The sequence below is a fragment of the Allosediminivita pacifica genome, assembly GCF_003054175.1.
In the GTDB taxonomy this organism is placed as follows: Bacteria; Pseudomonadota; Alphaproteobacteria; order Rhodobacterales; family Rhodobacteraceae; genus Allosediminivita; species Allosediminivita pacifica.
Genome location: NZ_QBKN01000012.1, coordinates 108,427 through 122,197 on the forward strand (window position 1 = coordinate 108,427; position 13,771 = coordinate 122,197).

13 protein-coding genes are annotated in these 13,771 nt (G+C 65.3%); 4 read left to right on the forward strand and 9 right to left on the reverse strand.

Features of this window, described 5'->3' with window-relative positions; translation table 11 throughout:
- The first annotated feature begins 101 nt into the window (after positions 1-101).
- From C8N44_RS11220 to C8N44_RS11235, 4 genes are read left to right on the forward strand one after another with little or no spacing between them, the layout of a single operon-like run.
- Positions 102-794, forward strand: a complete 693-nt coding sequence (locus C8N44_RS11220; RefSeq protein ID WP_107976505.1) for a response regulator — start codon at positions 102-104, stop codon at positions 792-794.
- On the forward strand, positions 791-1,282 hold the full coding sequence (locus tag C8N44_RS11225) for a response regulator (RefSeq protein ID WP_244641066.1): 492 nt from the start codon (positions 791-793) through the stop codon (positions 1,280-1,282). The genes C8N44_RS11220 and C8N44_RS11225 overlap by 4 nt, the downstream gene beginning before the upstream one ends.
- Positions 1,283-1,284: 2 nt before the next feature.
- Entirely contained in the window at positions 1,285-2,448 is a 1,164-nt protein-coding gene (locus C8N44_RS11230; protein WP_107976508.1) for a sensor histidine kinase, read from the forward strand.
- Between the two features lie 18 nt (positions 2,449-2,466).
- Positions 2,467-3,000, forward strand: coding sequence for a response regulator (locus tag C8N44_RS11235; RefSeq protein ID WP_107976510.1), 534 nt, complete (start codon positions 2,467-2,469; stop codon positions 2,998-3,000).
- Positions 3,001-3,007: 7 nt separating this feature from the next.
- Here the strand turns inward: C8N44_RS11235 and C8N44_RS11240 are convergent, their stop codons facing one another.
- The 9 genes from C8N44_RS11240 to C8N44_RS11280 all read right to left on the reverse strand — a co-directional run bounded on the left by C8N44_RS11240 (position 3,008) and on the right by C8N44_RS11280 (position 13,165).
- Entirely contained in the window at positions 3,008-4,561 is a 1,554-nt protein-coding gene (locus tag C8N44_RS11240; protein WP_107976512.1) for an FGGY-family carbohydrate kinase, read from the reverse strand.
- A 4-nt stretch (positions 4,562-4,565) separates the two neighbouring features.
- Positions 4,566-5,255, reverse strand: a complete 690-nt coding sequence (locus C8N44_RS11245) for an HAD family hydrolase (RefSeq protein WP_107976514.1) — start codon at positions 5,253-5,255, stop codon at positions 4,566-4,568.
- Positions 5,256-5,259: 4 nt separating this feature from the next.
- Positions 5,260-6,732 carry a mannitol dehydrogenase family protein gene (locus C8N44_RS11250; protein WP_107976516.1) on the reverse strand — a complete coding sequence of 491 codons (1,473 nt, stop codon included), beginning with the start codon at positions 6,730-6,732 and terminating at the stop codon, positions 5,260-5,262.
- Between the two features lie 120 nt (positions 6,733-6,852).
- Positions 6,853-7,854, reverse strand: coding sequence for an ABC transporter ATP-binding protein (locus tag C8N44_RS11255; protein ID WP_107976519.1), 1,002 nt, complete (start codon positions 7,852-7,854; stop codon positions 6,853-6,855).
- A 12-nt stretch (positions 7,855-7,866) separates the two neighbouring features.
- Positions 7,867-8,697 (reverse strand): carbohydrate ABC transporter permease, encoded by an 831-nt coding sequence (locus C8N44_RS11260; RefSeq protein ID WP_107976521.1) that lies wholly within the window; start codon positions 8,695-8,697, stop codon positions 7,867-7,869.
- 96 nt (positions 8,698-8,793) lie between these two features.
- Positions 8,794-9,666, reverse strand: a complete 873-nt coding sequence (locus C8N44_RS11265) for a carbohydrate ABC transporter permease (protein ID WP_107976523.1) — start codon at positions 9,664-9,666, stop codon at positions 8,794-8,796.
- Positions 9,667-9,770: 104 nt separating this feature from the next.
- The gene (locus C8N44_RS11270) at positions 9,771-11,087 is read right to left on the reverse strand and encodes an ABC transporter substrate-binding protein (protein ID WP_107976525.1); all 1,317 of its coding nucleotides are present in this window, start codon (positions 11,085-11,087) and stop codon (positions 9,771-9,773) included.
- Between the two features lie 145 nt (positions 11,088-11,232).
- Positions 11,233-12,168, reverse strand: coding sequence for a sugar-binding transcriptional regulator (locus C8N44_RS11275; RefSeq protein WP_107976527.1), 936 nt, complete (start codon positions 12,166-12,168; stop codon positions 11,233-11,235).
- 295 nt (positions 12,169-12,463) lie between these two features.
- Complete coding sequence (locus C8N44_RS11280) at positions 12,464-13,165, reverse strand: hypothetical protein (protein ID WP_107976529.1); 702 nt, start codon at positions 13,163-13,165, stop codon at positions 12,464-12,466.
- Positions 13,166-13,771: the final 606 nt, after the last annotated feature.

Here is a 13,771-nt window from a genome sequence, read left to right on the forward strand (position 1 = left end):
TCCTCTCCGTAGGTCGTCCTAAGCGTCCGCTTAACCCCTTCGGGCTAGCACTGGGAGCGTAGTGGACAAGACGGGCCCCGTTCTCAGGGGACGGGGGTGACATGAGCGACGAAGGGCGTAGATCAGCGGAGCTGACCCCGGATATCCCGGGGACTGCCCTCGTCGTGCTGGTGCTCGAAGACGACGAGACCGACCGGCGGAGGCTGATCAAGTTTATCAATCGGGCCGGGCTGCAAGCGGATTTCCACGAGGCGCAGGATCTGGAGGGCCTTGCCGCCAACCTGTCGGCAAGGCGGTTCGATCTGATCTATGTGGACTATCACCTTGGCCTTGCCACGGGCCGGGAAGCTCTGGACCTCATCTTCGCCCGCCCCGACCAGGAGGGGGCCATTGCGATCATGGTCACCAGCGTCGAGACGCCCGAGATAATGGCGGCCACGATCCGGGCGGGGTGCGCGGACTATCTGGTCAAGGATCGGATTCGCCCTGAAAGCCTCGGACAGTCACTGATCAATTCACTGGAACGGCAGCTGCTCCTCTCGAGCCTCGATTGCGGGGAGCGGCGCCGCGACAGGCTCCGCCAGCTTGTCAGGCGCCTTGATACCGCCATGAGCCCGCCGCTCCGGCTGATGACCTGTGCCATGCTGCGCCGTACGCTGAAGCTTTGCTCCGATCCGGAGGTCGCTGTGACCGGGGCGCGGGCCGTACTCGAAAGTTTCTGCCTGGAACTCGTGGCCTTTTTCGAGAGGGCGTCGGTTGTCACCGGGCTCCAAAACGAGGAGGGCGCGATATGAGCTCTCGCGAATTCGGGCTGATCTTCAATCAGGATAATACGGAGGCCCTCATGCAGCCTCGCCCAGAGCTGTTGCTGATCGAGGACGACGATGGCGATGCCAGGGCGTTGCGACGGGCGCTCGGCAAGGCAGACATCGGCGCGCCGCTGGTACGCGTGAAGGACGGGGTGCAGGCGCTGGATTTTCTGCGTAGCACGGAAGCCCGGGACCGGCGATTCCTGCTCCTGCTCGACGTGAACATGCCGCGTATGAACGGGCACGAGTTCCTTGCCGAGCTCCGATCCGATCCGCGGATCCGGCGGACTGTCGTCTTCGTGCTGACGACCTCGGGGAACCAGTTCGACGTGAATTGCGCCTATGACAGGAACGTCGCCGGGTATATTCGCAAGGATGCCGTCGGACGCGGGTTCCACAAGCTGATCGAGGCGCTCGAGCGCTATTCCGAGATCGTGGTCCTGCCAAAGGTCGTGGGCGGGACCGGGGGGTGACCATGGCGGAGGCATGCATCCTTGTCCTTGACGACGATCTGGGAGACCGCAAGTTCGTGCGGCGGCTCCTGGGAAGGGTGCTGCCACAAGTCTCGGTGCGCGAAGCGGCGGATGCATCCGAGCTGCTCGGCTGGGAAGGGAAGCCGCCGGATATCGTGATGGTTGATTATATGCTGCCCACGAGCAATGGGTTGGAGCTTCTGCCCCGTCTCAGAGACAGCTGGCCGGACGCGGGCATCATCATGCTCACCGGGAAGGGGGACGAGGAGATCGCGAAAAGTGCGATCCAGGGCGGCGCCGCCGACTACATCCCCAAGCAGTCACTGAGCGTCGCGTCGCTGCATCGGATCGTGTGGCGCACGCTGGAGAAGGTGCGGTTGCAGGCACGTATTCGAGCGCAGCGCGAAGAACTGGAGGTCTTCGCAAGCGTGCTCGTACACGATCTCAAGGCGCCGATCCGGGCCGTCAATTTCCTGTCGGGCGAACTTGCCGAGGATATCGCGTCGGGCGAAATGGCGGAGGTCGGGGAAACGCTTCGGTTGCTTCAGAAGTCCGCCGAAAAGATGCGGAACATGGTGGATTCTCTTGCGGCGCACATCCAGATTGATCGGGGCGTGGAACTCGAAAAAACGGATATTTCCGATGTTGTCGATACCGCGCTGCTGGCCCTGCGGGAAGAGATAGCTCAAAGCGGCTGCGTGATTTCGCAGGAGCTGCGCGGGCACCGAGTCGAAGGAAGCGCACCGCAGCTTGCGCAACTGCTGCAGAACCTCGTTTCGAACGCGATCAAGTACGCTGGGGATGCCCCGCCGGATGTGGCGATCTCGGCGCAAGCCGATGGCGAGGCGCATGTCCTGATTTCCGTGAGCGACCATGGCATCGGCATCCCGCCGGACTTCGTCGACCGGGTCTTCGAACCCTTCCGCCGGGCTCCGACGACCCAGGGGGTCGAGGGGACGGGGTTGGGCCTCGCGACCTGCCGCAAGATCGTCGAGCGCCACCACGGGCGGATCTGGTGCGAGTCCGAGCCTGGTGCCGGAACGACGATCCGGATCCGGCTTCCGCTGGCGCAGCCCGAAGCCGATCCGCTGGGCTTTGCCCTCGCGGGGTCGAGCCCCACCGAGCGACCGACGACCGTGTCCCAGGTCGACGCCAGACCGAGTTGATCCGCACGAGGTGTCCAGATGGAAGTGCCCAGCAAGAAAATCCGCATCCTGATCGTCGAGGACGACATGATCGACAGGCTTCAGGTGAGCCGCGCCATCGAGAAGACGCGCCTTGATGTCGAACTGGACGAGGCGCTGACCCTGCTCCAGGCGCGCGAGGCACTGCGCATGAAGGATTTTGACGTGGTGATCCTCGACAATCATTTGCCGGACGGCTACGGCGCGCAGCTGGCTGACGAGATGATGACGACCGGGCTTGGCCAGGGGGCCCGGATCGTGATGCTGACCGGAGACCCGACGGTCATTGAGCGTTTGTCGGCGGAGCCGCTGGAGGGACGCAGCGTCCTCGACAAAGATGAATTCTCGGCACGGCGCCTGCGCGAGATCCTTCAGGGTGACGGGGCAGAGAATACAAGGCACCCTCATGCCAGCTCGGAAGAATGCACCAAGCTCTTCATGATGCTGGCGGAAGAGAACCTGCCTGAGGCGCTGGATACGCTGGAGACCGTCTACCAGGATGTCTGGAGCCGGGTCAGCGGTGCCGGCACCTGAGGCGCACTCATGCCTGTTCGACAAGTTGCACGATCTCGGACCGTTGGGCCTGCATCAGCTGGAAGATCCGGAAATCGCGGGCGTACTGCCGGTCGGCGGCCCGATCGGGCGTGAAGCTGACCGTCGTCCCCGTCATCCGGCGGACGGTTTCTTCCAGAGAGGTGCCCGGCTGCATCGCGCAGAAGGCCGCGCTGGCGGTGCCAAGAAGCACCGGATCGCGGTCCGCATGGCAGAGCACGCGTCGGCCCGTCACGTCCGCGAAAAGCTGCGTCAGCAGGGTGCTACGCGCGAAGCCTCCCGTCATGGCGATGGGATCTTCGGGGGTGCTGCATCCCATGTGGCCGAGGATCTGCCGCACGCCGAGCGCAAGGGAAACGGCTGCCCGCCAGTAGAGCGTGCAGAGCGCGTCGAAGCCGCGATCAAGTGTCAGACCGCTGATGACCCCACGGGCGAGCGGGTCCGAGCGCGGGGCACGGTTTCCCGCGAGGTCGGGAAGGATGTGGATCTCTTCGCCGAGTCGGGGACCGTGGCGTGCCAGCAGCGTTTCGAGATGGTCGAGAACGGGCGCATGTTCGTGGTCTCCGCCGGGCCAGGTGGCGAGGATGTGGTCGAGCAACGCGCCAGCCGCCGACTGGCCGCCCTCGCTGACCCTCAGGTCGGGCAGGATGGCGCCGGGATAGGGGCCCCAGATGCCGGCTCGCGACTCGGGGCCGGCGCCGAGTGCCATGAGACAGCTCGACGTGCCGGTGACAAGCGTGCACTGGCCCGCAGCTGCTTCGCGATCGAAAAGCCCGACAGCGCCAAGCCCGCCCGCGAAGGCGTCGATGAGCCCGACGGCCACGGGGATGCCTGCTGCCAGGCCCGTCTCGGAGGCGGCCTGCGCGGTAAGCTGACCGGCCGAGGTGCCGACCGCGGAAGGCGTGCACAGGCCCGCGCGCCCGGGCATGTCCTGCAGGTCGAGCTGTGCGAGGAAACCCTTCTGCCAGCCGCTGTCGGACCGCCATGGCCACTTGGCCGATGCGGCGCAAAGCGAGCGGGTCGCCTGGCCGGTGGCGCGAAGGGCAAGCCAGTCGCACAGATCTCCGGCATATGCGAGGTCGCGCCAGAGGTCGGGGCGGTGGCGCTTGAGCCAGAGCAGTTTCGGCGTCTGCATTTCGGGCGACATGGCGCCGCCCTGGATTTCGATCACCCGGCCGCCTGCGGCGGTGCAGGCCGCGGCTTCCTCGATTGCGCGATGGTCGAACCAAGCGATGGTGTCGCTTCCCTCGGGACCAAGCGGCAAGGGACTGCCGTCGGCGCGCCGGAGCACGAGGCTGCAGGTCGCGTCGAAGGCCAGGGCGCCGATGGCATCGGGGGCGAGGTCAGCGGTCTTCCAAGCCGCCCGGATCGCGGTGCAGATTGCCTCCCAGATCTGGGAGGCGCTGTATTCCCCACGCTGTCTCGGACCCTCGTGCAGCGACAATGGCGCTATTTCGCGCGCGTGCATCGTGCCGTCGCTTGCGAAGATCCCGGCGCGCGCGCTGCGCGTGCCGACATCGACGGCGCAGACAAATTCGGCCATTGGCTTACCCCGTTCCGGCCGAGGCCCGACGCAGAAGCGCGGGTAACTCCTCCATGTCCGCGATCATGGCCATGGGGCCGAGATTTGCAACCGCCTCTCTCAGGCCGGCGGGGCCGGCGTGCGCCCCACCGAGAAAGCCGACGACACGCATCCCCGCGGCCCTGGCCGCCTTGATTCCGGCGGGGCTGTCTTCAATGACGACGCAGTCCTCGGGCGGGACGCCCATTTTGCGGGCGGCGTGAAGGAAGAGATCTGGCGCGGGTTTGCCGCGGGGCACCATGGTCGCACTGAAGAGATGCGGGGCGAAGAGCGGAAGCAGACCCGTCACCTCGAGCGAGCGGGCGATGCGTTCGGGCTGGCTTGAAGAGGCGACGCAGACGGGCCAGGGAAGGGCGGAGACCGTGTCGGCCACATGTGGGATCGGGGCGAGCTCCGTACCAAAGCGCGCCAGCAGGCGTTCCCGCATCGAAAAGAGATCCTGCTCGGTCAGTTCGACCTGCCGCTCGTCGCGCAGCCAGGCGGCGATCGTGCCAAGCGACCGGCCGAGAAGGTGGGCGTAACCCTCCTTCTCGGTCAAGCGGCAGCCGCGTTCGCTCAGGACTTCGCGTGTCACGGCAAGCGAGATCGGTTCGCTGTCGACCAGCACGCCGTCGCAATCGAAGATCACGAGGCCGATGGGCCGCGCGCCGGTCATCGCCTCAGTCCTGCTCCAAGTAGTCTGTCAGAGTCCTGGCGGTGCCGTCGGACCAGAGCTTGCCCAGCCATTTGGCGAAGGGTTCGGCGAAGCGCGGTTCCTGGCCGAGGGCTCCGTAGATGGCCTTCTGGTCGAGCCAGGCTTGCGGGTTGTCTTTCGCCGTCAGCGCGACCTCTTGCAGGGCGTCCCAGTTGGGGTCGTTGGGCGCGATCTCGGCACCGCTGTCGCTTTTGCCGGCGCAGTAGCGGCACCAGAGCGCGCTTTCGAGGGCAAGCCCCGAGACGGGTTTGTCGGCCTTCAGCGCGTCGCGGATGACCGGGACGATGAACTTGGGCTGCCGGTTGGAGCCGTCGAGGCAGAGACGTCGGACTGTATCGCCGATCTTGGGGTTCGAGAAGCGGCGTTCGATCAGGTCGAAATACTCGGAGGTGTCGGTGTCGGGGACAGGCGGCACCGTGGGGATAATCTCGGTCTCTTCCAGCTTGCGCAGGAAGGCGCGGATCAGCGGGTGTTCCATGGCCTCGTGCACGAAGTGGATGTCGAGCAGGCCGCCGGGGTAGGCGATGGTGGCGTGCCCGCCGTTGAGGATGCGTAGCTTCATGATCTCGAAGGGGGTCACGTCGTTGACGAACTGGGCGCCGGCCTCTTCGAGCGGCGGGCGGCCGAGGGGGAAATTGTCTTCGAGCACCCACTGGGTGAAGTCTTCGCAGAAGACGGGCCAGCCGTCCTCGACGCCGAACTCGTCGCGCAGCATGGCGCGTTCGCGGTCGCTGGTCGCGGGCGTGATGCGGTCGACCATGGCGTTGGGGAAGGCGACGTTCTCGGTGATCCAGTCGGCGAAGTCCGGGTCGGAAAGGCGGGCAAGGCCAGTCAGGGTGCGGCGGGTCACGTCGCCGTTGTGGGGGACGTTGTCGCAGCACATGACGGTGAAGGGCGCGAGGCCCGCCTCGCGCCGTGCCTGAAGGCCGAGGAGGATCATGCCGAAGACGGTTTCAGGGGTCTCGGGCTCCTGCGCGTCGGCCACGATCATCGGGTGGGTCGGGTCGAAGTTGTCGTCGGAGTCGAGGAAGTAGCCACCCTCGGTGATGGTGAGCGAGACGATGCGGATGTCGGGCTGCACCATGCGCGCGACGATGGCCCGGGCGTCGGCGGGTTCGACGTAGTCGACCATGCTGCCGAGGACGCGCGCGGTGCTGCTGTCGGCCTCCTGCTCGACAAGTGTGGTCAGCCAGTCCTGCTTCTGCAGGACCTCGCGGCCCTTGCGCTCACCCTCGAAGACACCGGCGCCGATGAGGGCCCAATCGTAGGCGCGGCCCGCGTTCATGAGGCGGTCGAGGTACATGGCCTGGTGGGCGCGGTGGAAGTTGCCGACGCCGAAATGCAGGATTCCCGGGCTCAGGTCGCTGCGCTGGTAGAGCGGGCGCGCGACCCGGTCGGGAAGCTGGTCGAGGGTGTCGAGTGAAAGCTTGATGGCCATCGGTCGTGCCTTCTGTTCGGTGAACGTCCCCCTCACCCCGGCCCTCTCCCCCGCGGGGAGAGGGAGTCGCCGGTTGCCGGCGGGGCGAGGGATTGCCTCAGCGGTGCCTGTGTCCGGGGCTCACGCGATGCGCAGCCCCGACGCGTCGAAACGGTGCAGCATGTCCGGTCGCGGCGTCATATGGATGCGGTCGCCGTGCTTGTAGCCCACTTCGCCCGATGCGCGGACGGTCATGACGTCGGCGAGGCCGGTGTCGTGGACGTGGAAGAAGGTGTCCGACCCGAGGTGCTCGGAGACGCCCACGGTGCCGCTCCATTCGCCGGTCTCGGTGATGTCGATGTGCTCGGGGCGGATGCCGATGGTCTCGGCGCCGTGCTGCTTGGCGGCGTTGCCCTCGATGAAGTTCATCTTGGGCGAGCCGATGAAGCCCGCGACGAAGCGGTTGCGCGGGGTGCGGTAGAGGTCGAGCGGGCTGCCGACCTGCTCGATCTCGCCGGCCTGCAGCACCACGATCTTGTCGGCCATGGTCATGGCCTCGACCTGGTCGTGGGTCACGTAGATCATCGTGGTCTTGAGCCGTTCGTGCAGTTCCGAGATCTCGAGCCGCATGCCGACGCGCAGGGCCGCGTCGAGGTTCGAGAGCGGTTCATCGAAGAGGAAGGCCGCGGGTTCGCGAACGATGGCGCGGCCGATGGCGACGCGCTGGCGCTGGCCTCCCGAGAGCTGCCCCGGCCGGCGGTCGAGGTAGTCGGTGAGGTTGAGCACGCGGGCGGCCTCTTCCACGCGACGGTCCTGTTCGGCCTTGTCGAGCTTGGCCATGCGCATGGGGAAGGCGATGTTCTTGCGCACGGTCATGTGCGGGTAGAGCGCGTAGCTCTGGAACACCATCGCCAGCCGGCGCTTGGCGGGTGGCAGGTCGGTGGCGTCCTCGCCGTCGATGCGGATGTGGCCGCTTGTGGTGTCCTCGAGCCCGGCGATCAGGCGCAGGAGGGTGGACTTGCCGCAGCCGGAGGGGCCGACGAAGACGACGAATTCCCCTTCCTCGATGGAGAGGTCCAGCGGCGGAATGACCTGAACCTCACCGAAGCTCTTGGTCACCTTGTCGAGCGTGATGCGTCCCATGTGTCGTGTTCCTTACTTCACCGCGCCGAAGGTCAGGCCGCGGACGAGTTGTTTCTGGCTGAACCAGCCCATGATGAGGATCGGCGCGATGGCCATGGTGCTGGCGGCCGAGAGCTTGGCGTAGAAGAGCCCTTCGGGGCTGGAGTAGCTGGCGATGAAGGCCGTGAGCGGCGCCGAGTTGGCGGCGGTCAGGTTCAGCGTCCAGAAAGCCTCGTTCCAGGCGAGGATGATGTTGAGCAGCAGCGTCGAGGCGATGCCGGGCACGGCCATGGGCAGCAGCACGAAGAGCACCTCTTCCTTCAGGGCCGCGCCGTCCATGCGCGCGGCCTCGAGGATATCGCCGGGGATCTCTCGGAAGTAGGTGTAGAGCATCCAGATGATGATGGGCAGGTTGATCATCATGAGGATCAGCGTGAGCGCGATGCGCGTGTCGAGCAGGCCGAGGCTCTGGCAGATCAGGTAGATCGGCATCAGCACGCCCACCGGCGGCAGCATCTTGGTCGAGAGCATCCACATCAGAACGTTCTTGGTCTGCTTGCCCGGCACGAAGGCCATGGCCCAGGCGGAGGGCACCGCGATGACAAGGCCGAGCACGGTAGATCCCACGGAGAGGATCACCGAGTTCCAGAAGTGGTGGAAATAGTCGGAGCGTTCCTGCACGACGCTGTAGCTGTCGAAAGTCCAGCCTGAGGTGAGCACGCCCAGCGGCGTGCGGATCGCGTCCCCCTCGGTCTTGAAGGAGAGGATCACGATCCAGAGGATCGGGAAGAAGATCAGCAGGCCGATGATCCAGGCAACGGCGGTGTTGAGCATCTTGCGGCGGGGGGTGACGGCGCGGGCCATGGTCAGATGTCTCGCTTTGCTGGGAGGGCGCGGGCCTTGCGGGCCGCGGGGGCCTCCGGCGGGAGTATTTGGGCCAAGAAGAAGCTGCGAATGGGATCAGGCATCGAGGTTCTTCCCGATCATGCGCATCAGGAAGATGGCGACGATGTTGGCGAGGATGATAGCGATCACGCCGCCGGCGCTGCCGGTGCCCACGTCGAAGCTGAGCAGGCTTTCCTGGTAGATGAGGTAGGTCAGGTTGGTCGAGGCATCGCCCGGGCCGCCGCTGGTGGTCACGAAGATCTCGGCAAAGATCGAGAGCAGGAAGATGGTCTGGATCAGGATCACCACGGTGATGGCGCGCGCGAGGTGCGGCAGCATGATGAAGACGAAGCGATTGACCGGGTCCGCGCCGTCCATCTCGGCGGCCTCGAGCTGTTCGCTGTCGAGCGACTGCAGCGCGGTCAGCAGGATGAGCGTCGCGAAGGGCAGCCATTGCCAGCTCACGATGCCGATGATCGAGGCGAGCGGCGCCTGGCTGAGGAAGTCGAAGGGGGTGAGGCCGAGGGCCTTGGCGATGTGCCCGAAGAGGCCGTTCACCGGGTTGAAGAACATGTTCTTCCAGACCAGCGCCGAGACGGTGGGCATGACGAAGAAGGGCGCGATGACCATGATGCGCACGACGCCCTGGCCCCACATGGGCATGTCGAGAAGCAGCGCCAGGAGGATGCCGCCCACCACGGTGATGAGCAGCACGCCCCCCACGAGCAGCAGCGTGTTCCAGATCGCCGTCGCGAAGGCGGGGTCGGTGACGAAGTAGGTGTAATTCTCCCATCCCACGAAGGGATTGTTGCCCGGCATCAGCAGGTTGTAGCGGAGCGTGGAGAAGTAGATCGTCATCAGCAGGGGAATGAGCATCCATCCCAGCAGCAGGATCACGGAAGGTGAGATCATCGCCCGCGCGGCGGCGCGGGAGGCCTTGGTTGCCATGGGATGGCCCCTTGTCTGGTCGTCGGGTCGGAAATGGCGGGCGCGTTGGAGCGCGCCCCCGCGCTGGTTGGACGGGACGGACGTGCCGTCCCGTCGTCTGGCGATCAGTCGGTGTAGCCGGCCCGATCGATTTCACGCTGGGTCGCGCGCTGCGCGTTCGAGAGCGCGGTTTCCGCGTCGGTCTGGCCCGCGAGAGCTGCCGAGAACTGCTGGCCGACGGCGGTGCCGATGCCCTGGAACTCGGGGATCGCGACGAACTGGGCGCCGGTGTAGGGGATTTCCTGCACCGAGGGCTTCTTCGTGTCGACGGCGTTGATCTGGTTCAGCGTCATCTCGGCGAAGGGCGCGGCCTCCTGGTACTCCGCGTTCTCGTAGAGCGAGGTGCGCGTTCCCGGAGGTGCGGCGGCCCAGCCTTCTTCCTCGGCCACGAGCTCGGTGTAGCCCTTGGATGTCGCCCAGGCGACGAAGGTCTTGGCGGCTTCGGTCGCGTCGCTCGAGGCGGGGATGGCGAGGTTCCAGGACCAGAGCCAGTTGCCGCGGTTGTCGACGCCTTCCTTGTTTGGGAACTGCGCAAAGCCGACGCTGTCGGCGACGGTGGACTCGTCTTCGTCGGTCACGAAGGAGGCCGCCACGGTGGCGTCGATCCACATGCCGCACTTGCCCTGTTGGAAGAGCGAGAGGTTCTCGTTGAAGCCGTTGGAGGAGGCGCCCGGAGGACCGTAGTTGGTCATCAGGTCGAGGTAGTCGGTAAGGGTGGCTTCCCACTCGGGGCTGTCGAACTGCGCCTGCCAGTCCATGTCAAACCAGCGTGCGCCGTAGGAGTTCGACATGGCGGTGATGAGGGCCATGTTCTCGCCCCAGCCGGCCTTGCCGCGCAGGCAGATGCCGTAGATCTCGTTCTCCTCGTCCGTCATCGCCTCGGCGGCGGTCTTGATGTCGGCCCAGGTCGGCTGGTCCGGGATCTCGACGCCCGCTTCCTCGGCGAGGTCCGTGCGGTACATGACCATCGCCGATTCACCGTAGAAGGGCGCGGCGTAGAGCGTGCCGTCGACGGAGAGGCCGCCCGCGATGGCGGGCAGTATGTCGTTGGCATCGTAGCCCTCGGGCATGTTCTCGAGCGGCGTGAGCCAGCCCTGGTTGGCCCAGATCGGCACTTCGTAGTTGCCAATGGTCATGACGTCGAACTGGCCGCCGCCGGTGGCGATGTCCTGCGTCACGCGCTGGCGCAGCACGTTCTCTTCCAGCGTGACCCACTCGAGGTCGATGTCGGGGTGCTGCTCGGTGAAGTCCTGCGTCAGGCCCTGCATGCGGATCATGTCGCCGTTGTTCACGGTGGCGATGGTCACGGTCTGCGCCTGCGCGGCGGCGGCAACGGCCGTCAGCGCGGTAGCACCCAGAAGGGCGCGGAAAGTCGGTTGCATTGTAGTCCTCCCGTTTGAGCAAATGCCAAGCTCATGCGCAATTACTCATATCCGGTAAGGCTTGGTCAACCAAATTCGTCTCTGCCCTGCAGCATTGGCCGCGGAGAGTCCGATACCTTTTTGATTCCGAAGCGACTTCAGGGGATCAGACGAGAAGCGCCTCGGCCGTCCGTTCGTCGGTGATGAGGCCGGTGATCCTGCGGCCGCGGAGGGCCCCCTGAATCGCCGCGATCTTGGCGGGGCCGTTGGCGGCGGCGATGGTCTGGGCGGGTGGATCGCTTGGCATCTCGACGCTGCTGACGCGGGTGTTGATCTCGTCGTCGAGGAGGGCGCCGTGGGCATCGAAGACGTGGCCGACGATCTCGCCCACGGCGCCCTTGCTCTGGAGGCGGTCCAGATCGTCCTGGGTGATGAAGCCGTCGACGAGCAGGGGGGCGGCGTCGCCCATGGGGCCGATGCCGACGAAGCGGACGTCGGTCCGCAGCGAGAGGGCGCGGGTGGTGGCGAGGGTCTTCTGGTTCAGCAGGGCATCGCGTTCGGCGGCGCTGGCGGCGATGACCGGCAGGGGCATGGGATAGGTGGCGGCGCGGACCTTGTCGGCGATCGTGAAAAGGACGTTGAAGAAGGCCGTGGAGCCGTCGGGGGAGATGTTGCCCGTGAGGGAGACGATCTTGCACTGGCCGCCGTCGAGGTGGGGCATGTGCTCGACCGCCGCGCGGAGGGTCCGGCCGGTGCCGAGGCCGATGATGAGGGGTTCGTCGCGCGAGAGGTGGGCCTCGATCAGGTCGCCGGTGGCGTGGGAGACGGCGAGGCCCGAGGCTTCGGGCGACTGCAGCGAGGGGACGACGCGGCAGAGGGAGAGGCCGAAGCGGGCCTCGATCCGGGCGGCGAGATCCATGCAGCGGGCGACGGGGTGGTCGATGCGGACCTTGACCAGCCCGGCCGCCATGGCCTGCGAGACGAGGCGCTGGGCGGACTGGCGGGAGATGCCCATGATCCGGGCGATCTCGTCCTGCTTGAGCCCGCCGATATAGGCCAGCCAAGCGGCGCGGGCCGCGTCGTCCAGTCTGCTTTCGGTCATGGGATCTCCGAGCGCCTCCTGCCGCCAGCTTTATCGGCTGGGGGACCGGTTGCAAGCGATCTCGGGGACGGAAGGCCGCCGGGGCACTTCAGGTGTCCCGGGCCGGGACATTTTTCGATCCCTTTTCTTTCAAGAGGTTAGCTTCCAAGGTTTACCGAAAATTAGGAATGCCCCGCGCGGGACGGCTTGGGAAGGGGGCATTTGAAAGGTGGCGTTTGGGCTGGGGAGGTGGCAGGTGTTCGGCGTGGCGTTCGGCCCGGGTGAGGGGAGCGAAGGGGTGCCAGGCGGTGGCAATTTAGGGCGATAGGTGACTCCATCGCCTGATGAAATCAGCAGAATCCGTTTCAACGCCCCTCAGTTCTAGTTCTAGAGTTACGAGGGGCCCGCTCAAACGGCGAAGCATCTGACGCCGGCTTTCACCCGTTTCAGCATCTTCATTCGAGACCTGACGAACCGTGGCCACGGCCGATATCCAGCTCTCCAGCGCCGCCTCGAAGCTACCAAATGCGGGGCGACGCCCTTGAGTATCGTACACGTTTTCCGTCAAACGCGTTTCGATTATCTGCTTCCTAGTTTCTTCAGCGACATGCGAGAAGGACTCCAGTTCTCCGTCGACTAGCTCTTCGTCTCGGTTCACTGTAGAATCCAGTAGCTGTACGACATTCCCGTGTGCGACACTTGCTGCACTCTGCACTTGCTGAGCTTGGACCAAGGCACCGTGTACCTGAAATTTCATCATTTCTAGGTGCTGGTCTGAGGCTGTTGAGATTTGACGGGATATCATCGAGACCGAGATTACGGCAGCAGCGAGCGCTGCCAGCGCACCCGCGTATCCACCAAACGCTGAAAGCCATTCTCTCAGGTCCCGCGATATTCCAGGTGCCGCTAAGGCAACTTTCGGATCAACCAGAAGCTTGAGAGAAAGGAGGTAGATCATCAAAAAGGCGACGATCAAAATCAGGCAGGTGCAAATCCAGAATACCGACGCGTTGGACAAATTTTCCTCCCGCTTTTAATTCGCAATTTAATGATGTGACCACCCAGAGGTCACGCAGAGTAACCTTACTCTTTGGGCATCACCACGAGAAACTCGCCTTGAAGTGAGCGCGTTGCCCCAGTTGCGCGATGCGTTCGGGCGGGCATCCGAAGGGCGGAGGCAAGCTGGGACCAGCCAAGTCATGCGCCGGGTCCACATGTCCGCATAAGGCCGGGATCGGGCATGCCTCGTACCAAGCTTGAGCGTCGACTAAGGCCCGTCGTAGGTCATCTGTCGAGTCTGAGACGAAGGTCTGCACCGGATTCCAAGCGATCGGTTAAACGCGAAGCCCCGGCGCGGAATCAAGGCACGCAGTGCCGCCGCGCATCGCAGCCGCGCCCCCAAGCGGCGGCGATTTGGTGACGCTGAGTGCCTCGTGTCGAAGTCGTCCTGACCTTGCGAGCATAAACCAAGAGGATCCGCTGTCCGGATCGCCACCGCGCGCGGCCGCCATGCGCGGCTCTGAACCGGGATCCTTCCGTGAGCTTAGTCCGCAGTGCTGACTGGCTTCGGCAGCCGGTCAAAACCCGGGCGCATGGCCTCTCGCGACGTCGCCTGCGCTCCACC

Bases quoted from the DNA above. Each gene is read 5' to 3' on its own strand.
- C8N44_RS11220 (WP_107976505.1), top strand. From the start codon at position 102: ATGAGCGACGAAGGGCGTAGATCAGCGGAGCTGACCCCGGATATCCCG.
- C8N44_RS11225 (WP_244641066.1), top strand. From the start codon at position 791: ATGAGCTCTCGCGAATTCGGGCTGATCTTCAATCAGGATAATACGGAG.
- C8N44_RS11230 (WP_107976508.1), top strand. From the start codon at position 1,285: ATGGCGGAGGCATGCATCCTTGTCCTTGACGACGATCTGGGAGACCGC.
- C8N44_RS11235 (WP_107976510.1), top strand. From the start codon at position 2,467: ATGGAAGTGCCCAGCAAGAAAATCCGCATCCTGATCGTCGAGGACGAC.
- C8N44_RS11240 (WP_107976512.1), bottom strand. From the start codon at position 4,561: ATGGCCGAATTTGTCTGCGCCGTCGATGTCGGCACGCGCAGCGCGCGC.
- C8N44_RS11245 (WP_107976514.1), bottom strand. From the start codon at position 5,255: ATGACCGGCGCGCGGCCCATCGGCCTCGTGATCTTCGATTGCGACGGC.
- C8N44_RS11250 (WP_107976516.1), bottom strand. From the start codon at position 6,732: ATGGCCATCAAGCTTTCACTCGACACCCTCGACCAGCTTCCCGACCGG.
- C8N44_RS11255 (WP_107976519.1), bottom strand. From the start codon at position 7,854: ATGGGACGCATCACGCTCGACAAGGTGACCAAGAGCTTCGGTGAGGTT.
- C8N44_RS11260 (WP_107976521.1), bottom strand. From the start codon at position 8,697: ATGGCCCGCGCCGTCACCCCCCGCCGCAAGATGCTCAACACCGCCGTT.
- C8N44_RS11265 (WP_107976523.1), bottom strand. From the start codon at position 9,666: ATGGCAACCAAGGCCTCCCGCGCCGCCGCGCGGGCGATGATCTCACCT.
- C8N44_RS11270 (WP_107976525.1), bottom strand. From the start codon at position 11,087: ATGCAACCGACTTTCCGCGCCCTTCTGGGTGCTACCGCGCTGACGGCC.
- C8N44_RS11275 (WP_107976527.1), bottom strand. From the start codon at position 12,168: ATGACCGAAAGCAGACTGGACGACGCGGCCCGCGCCGCTTGGCTGGCC.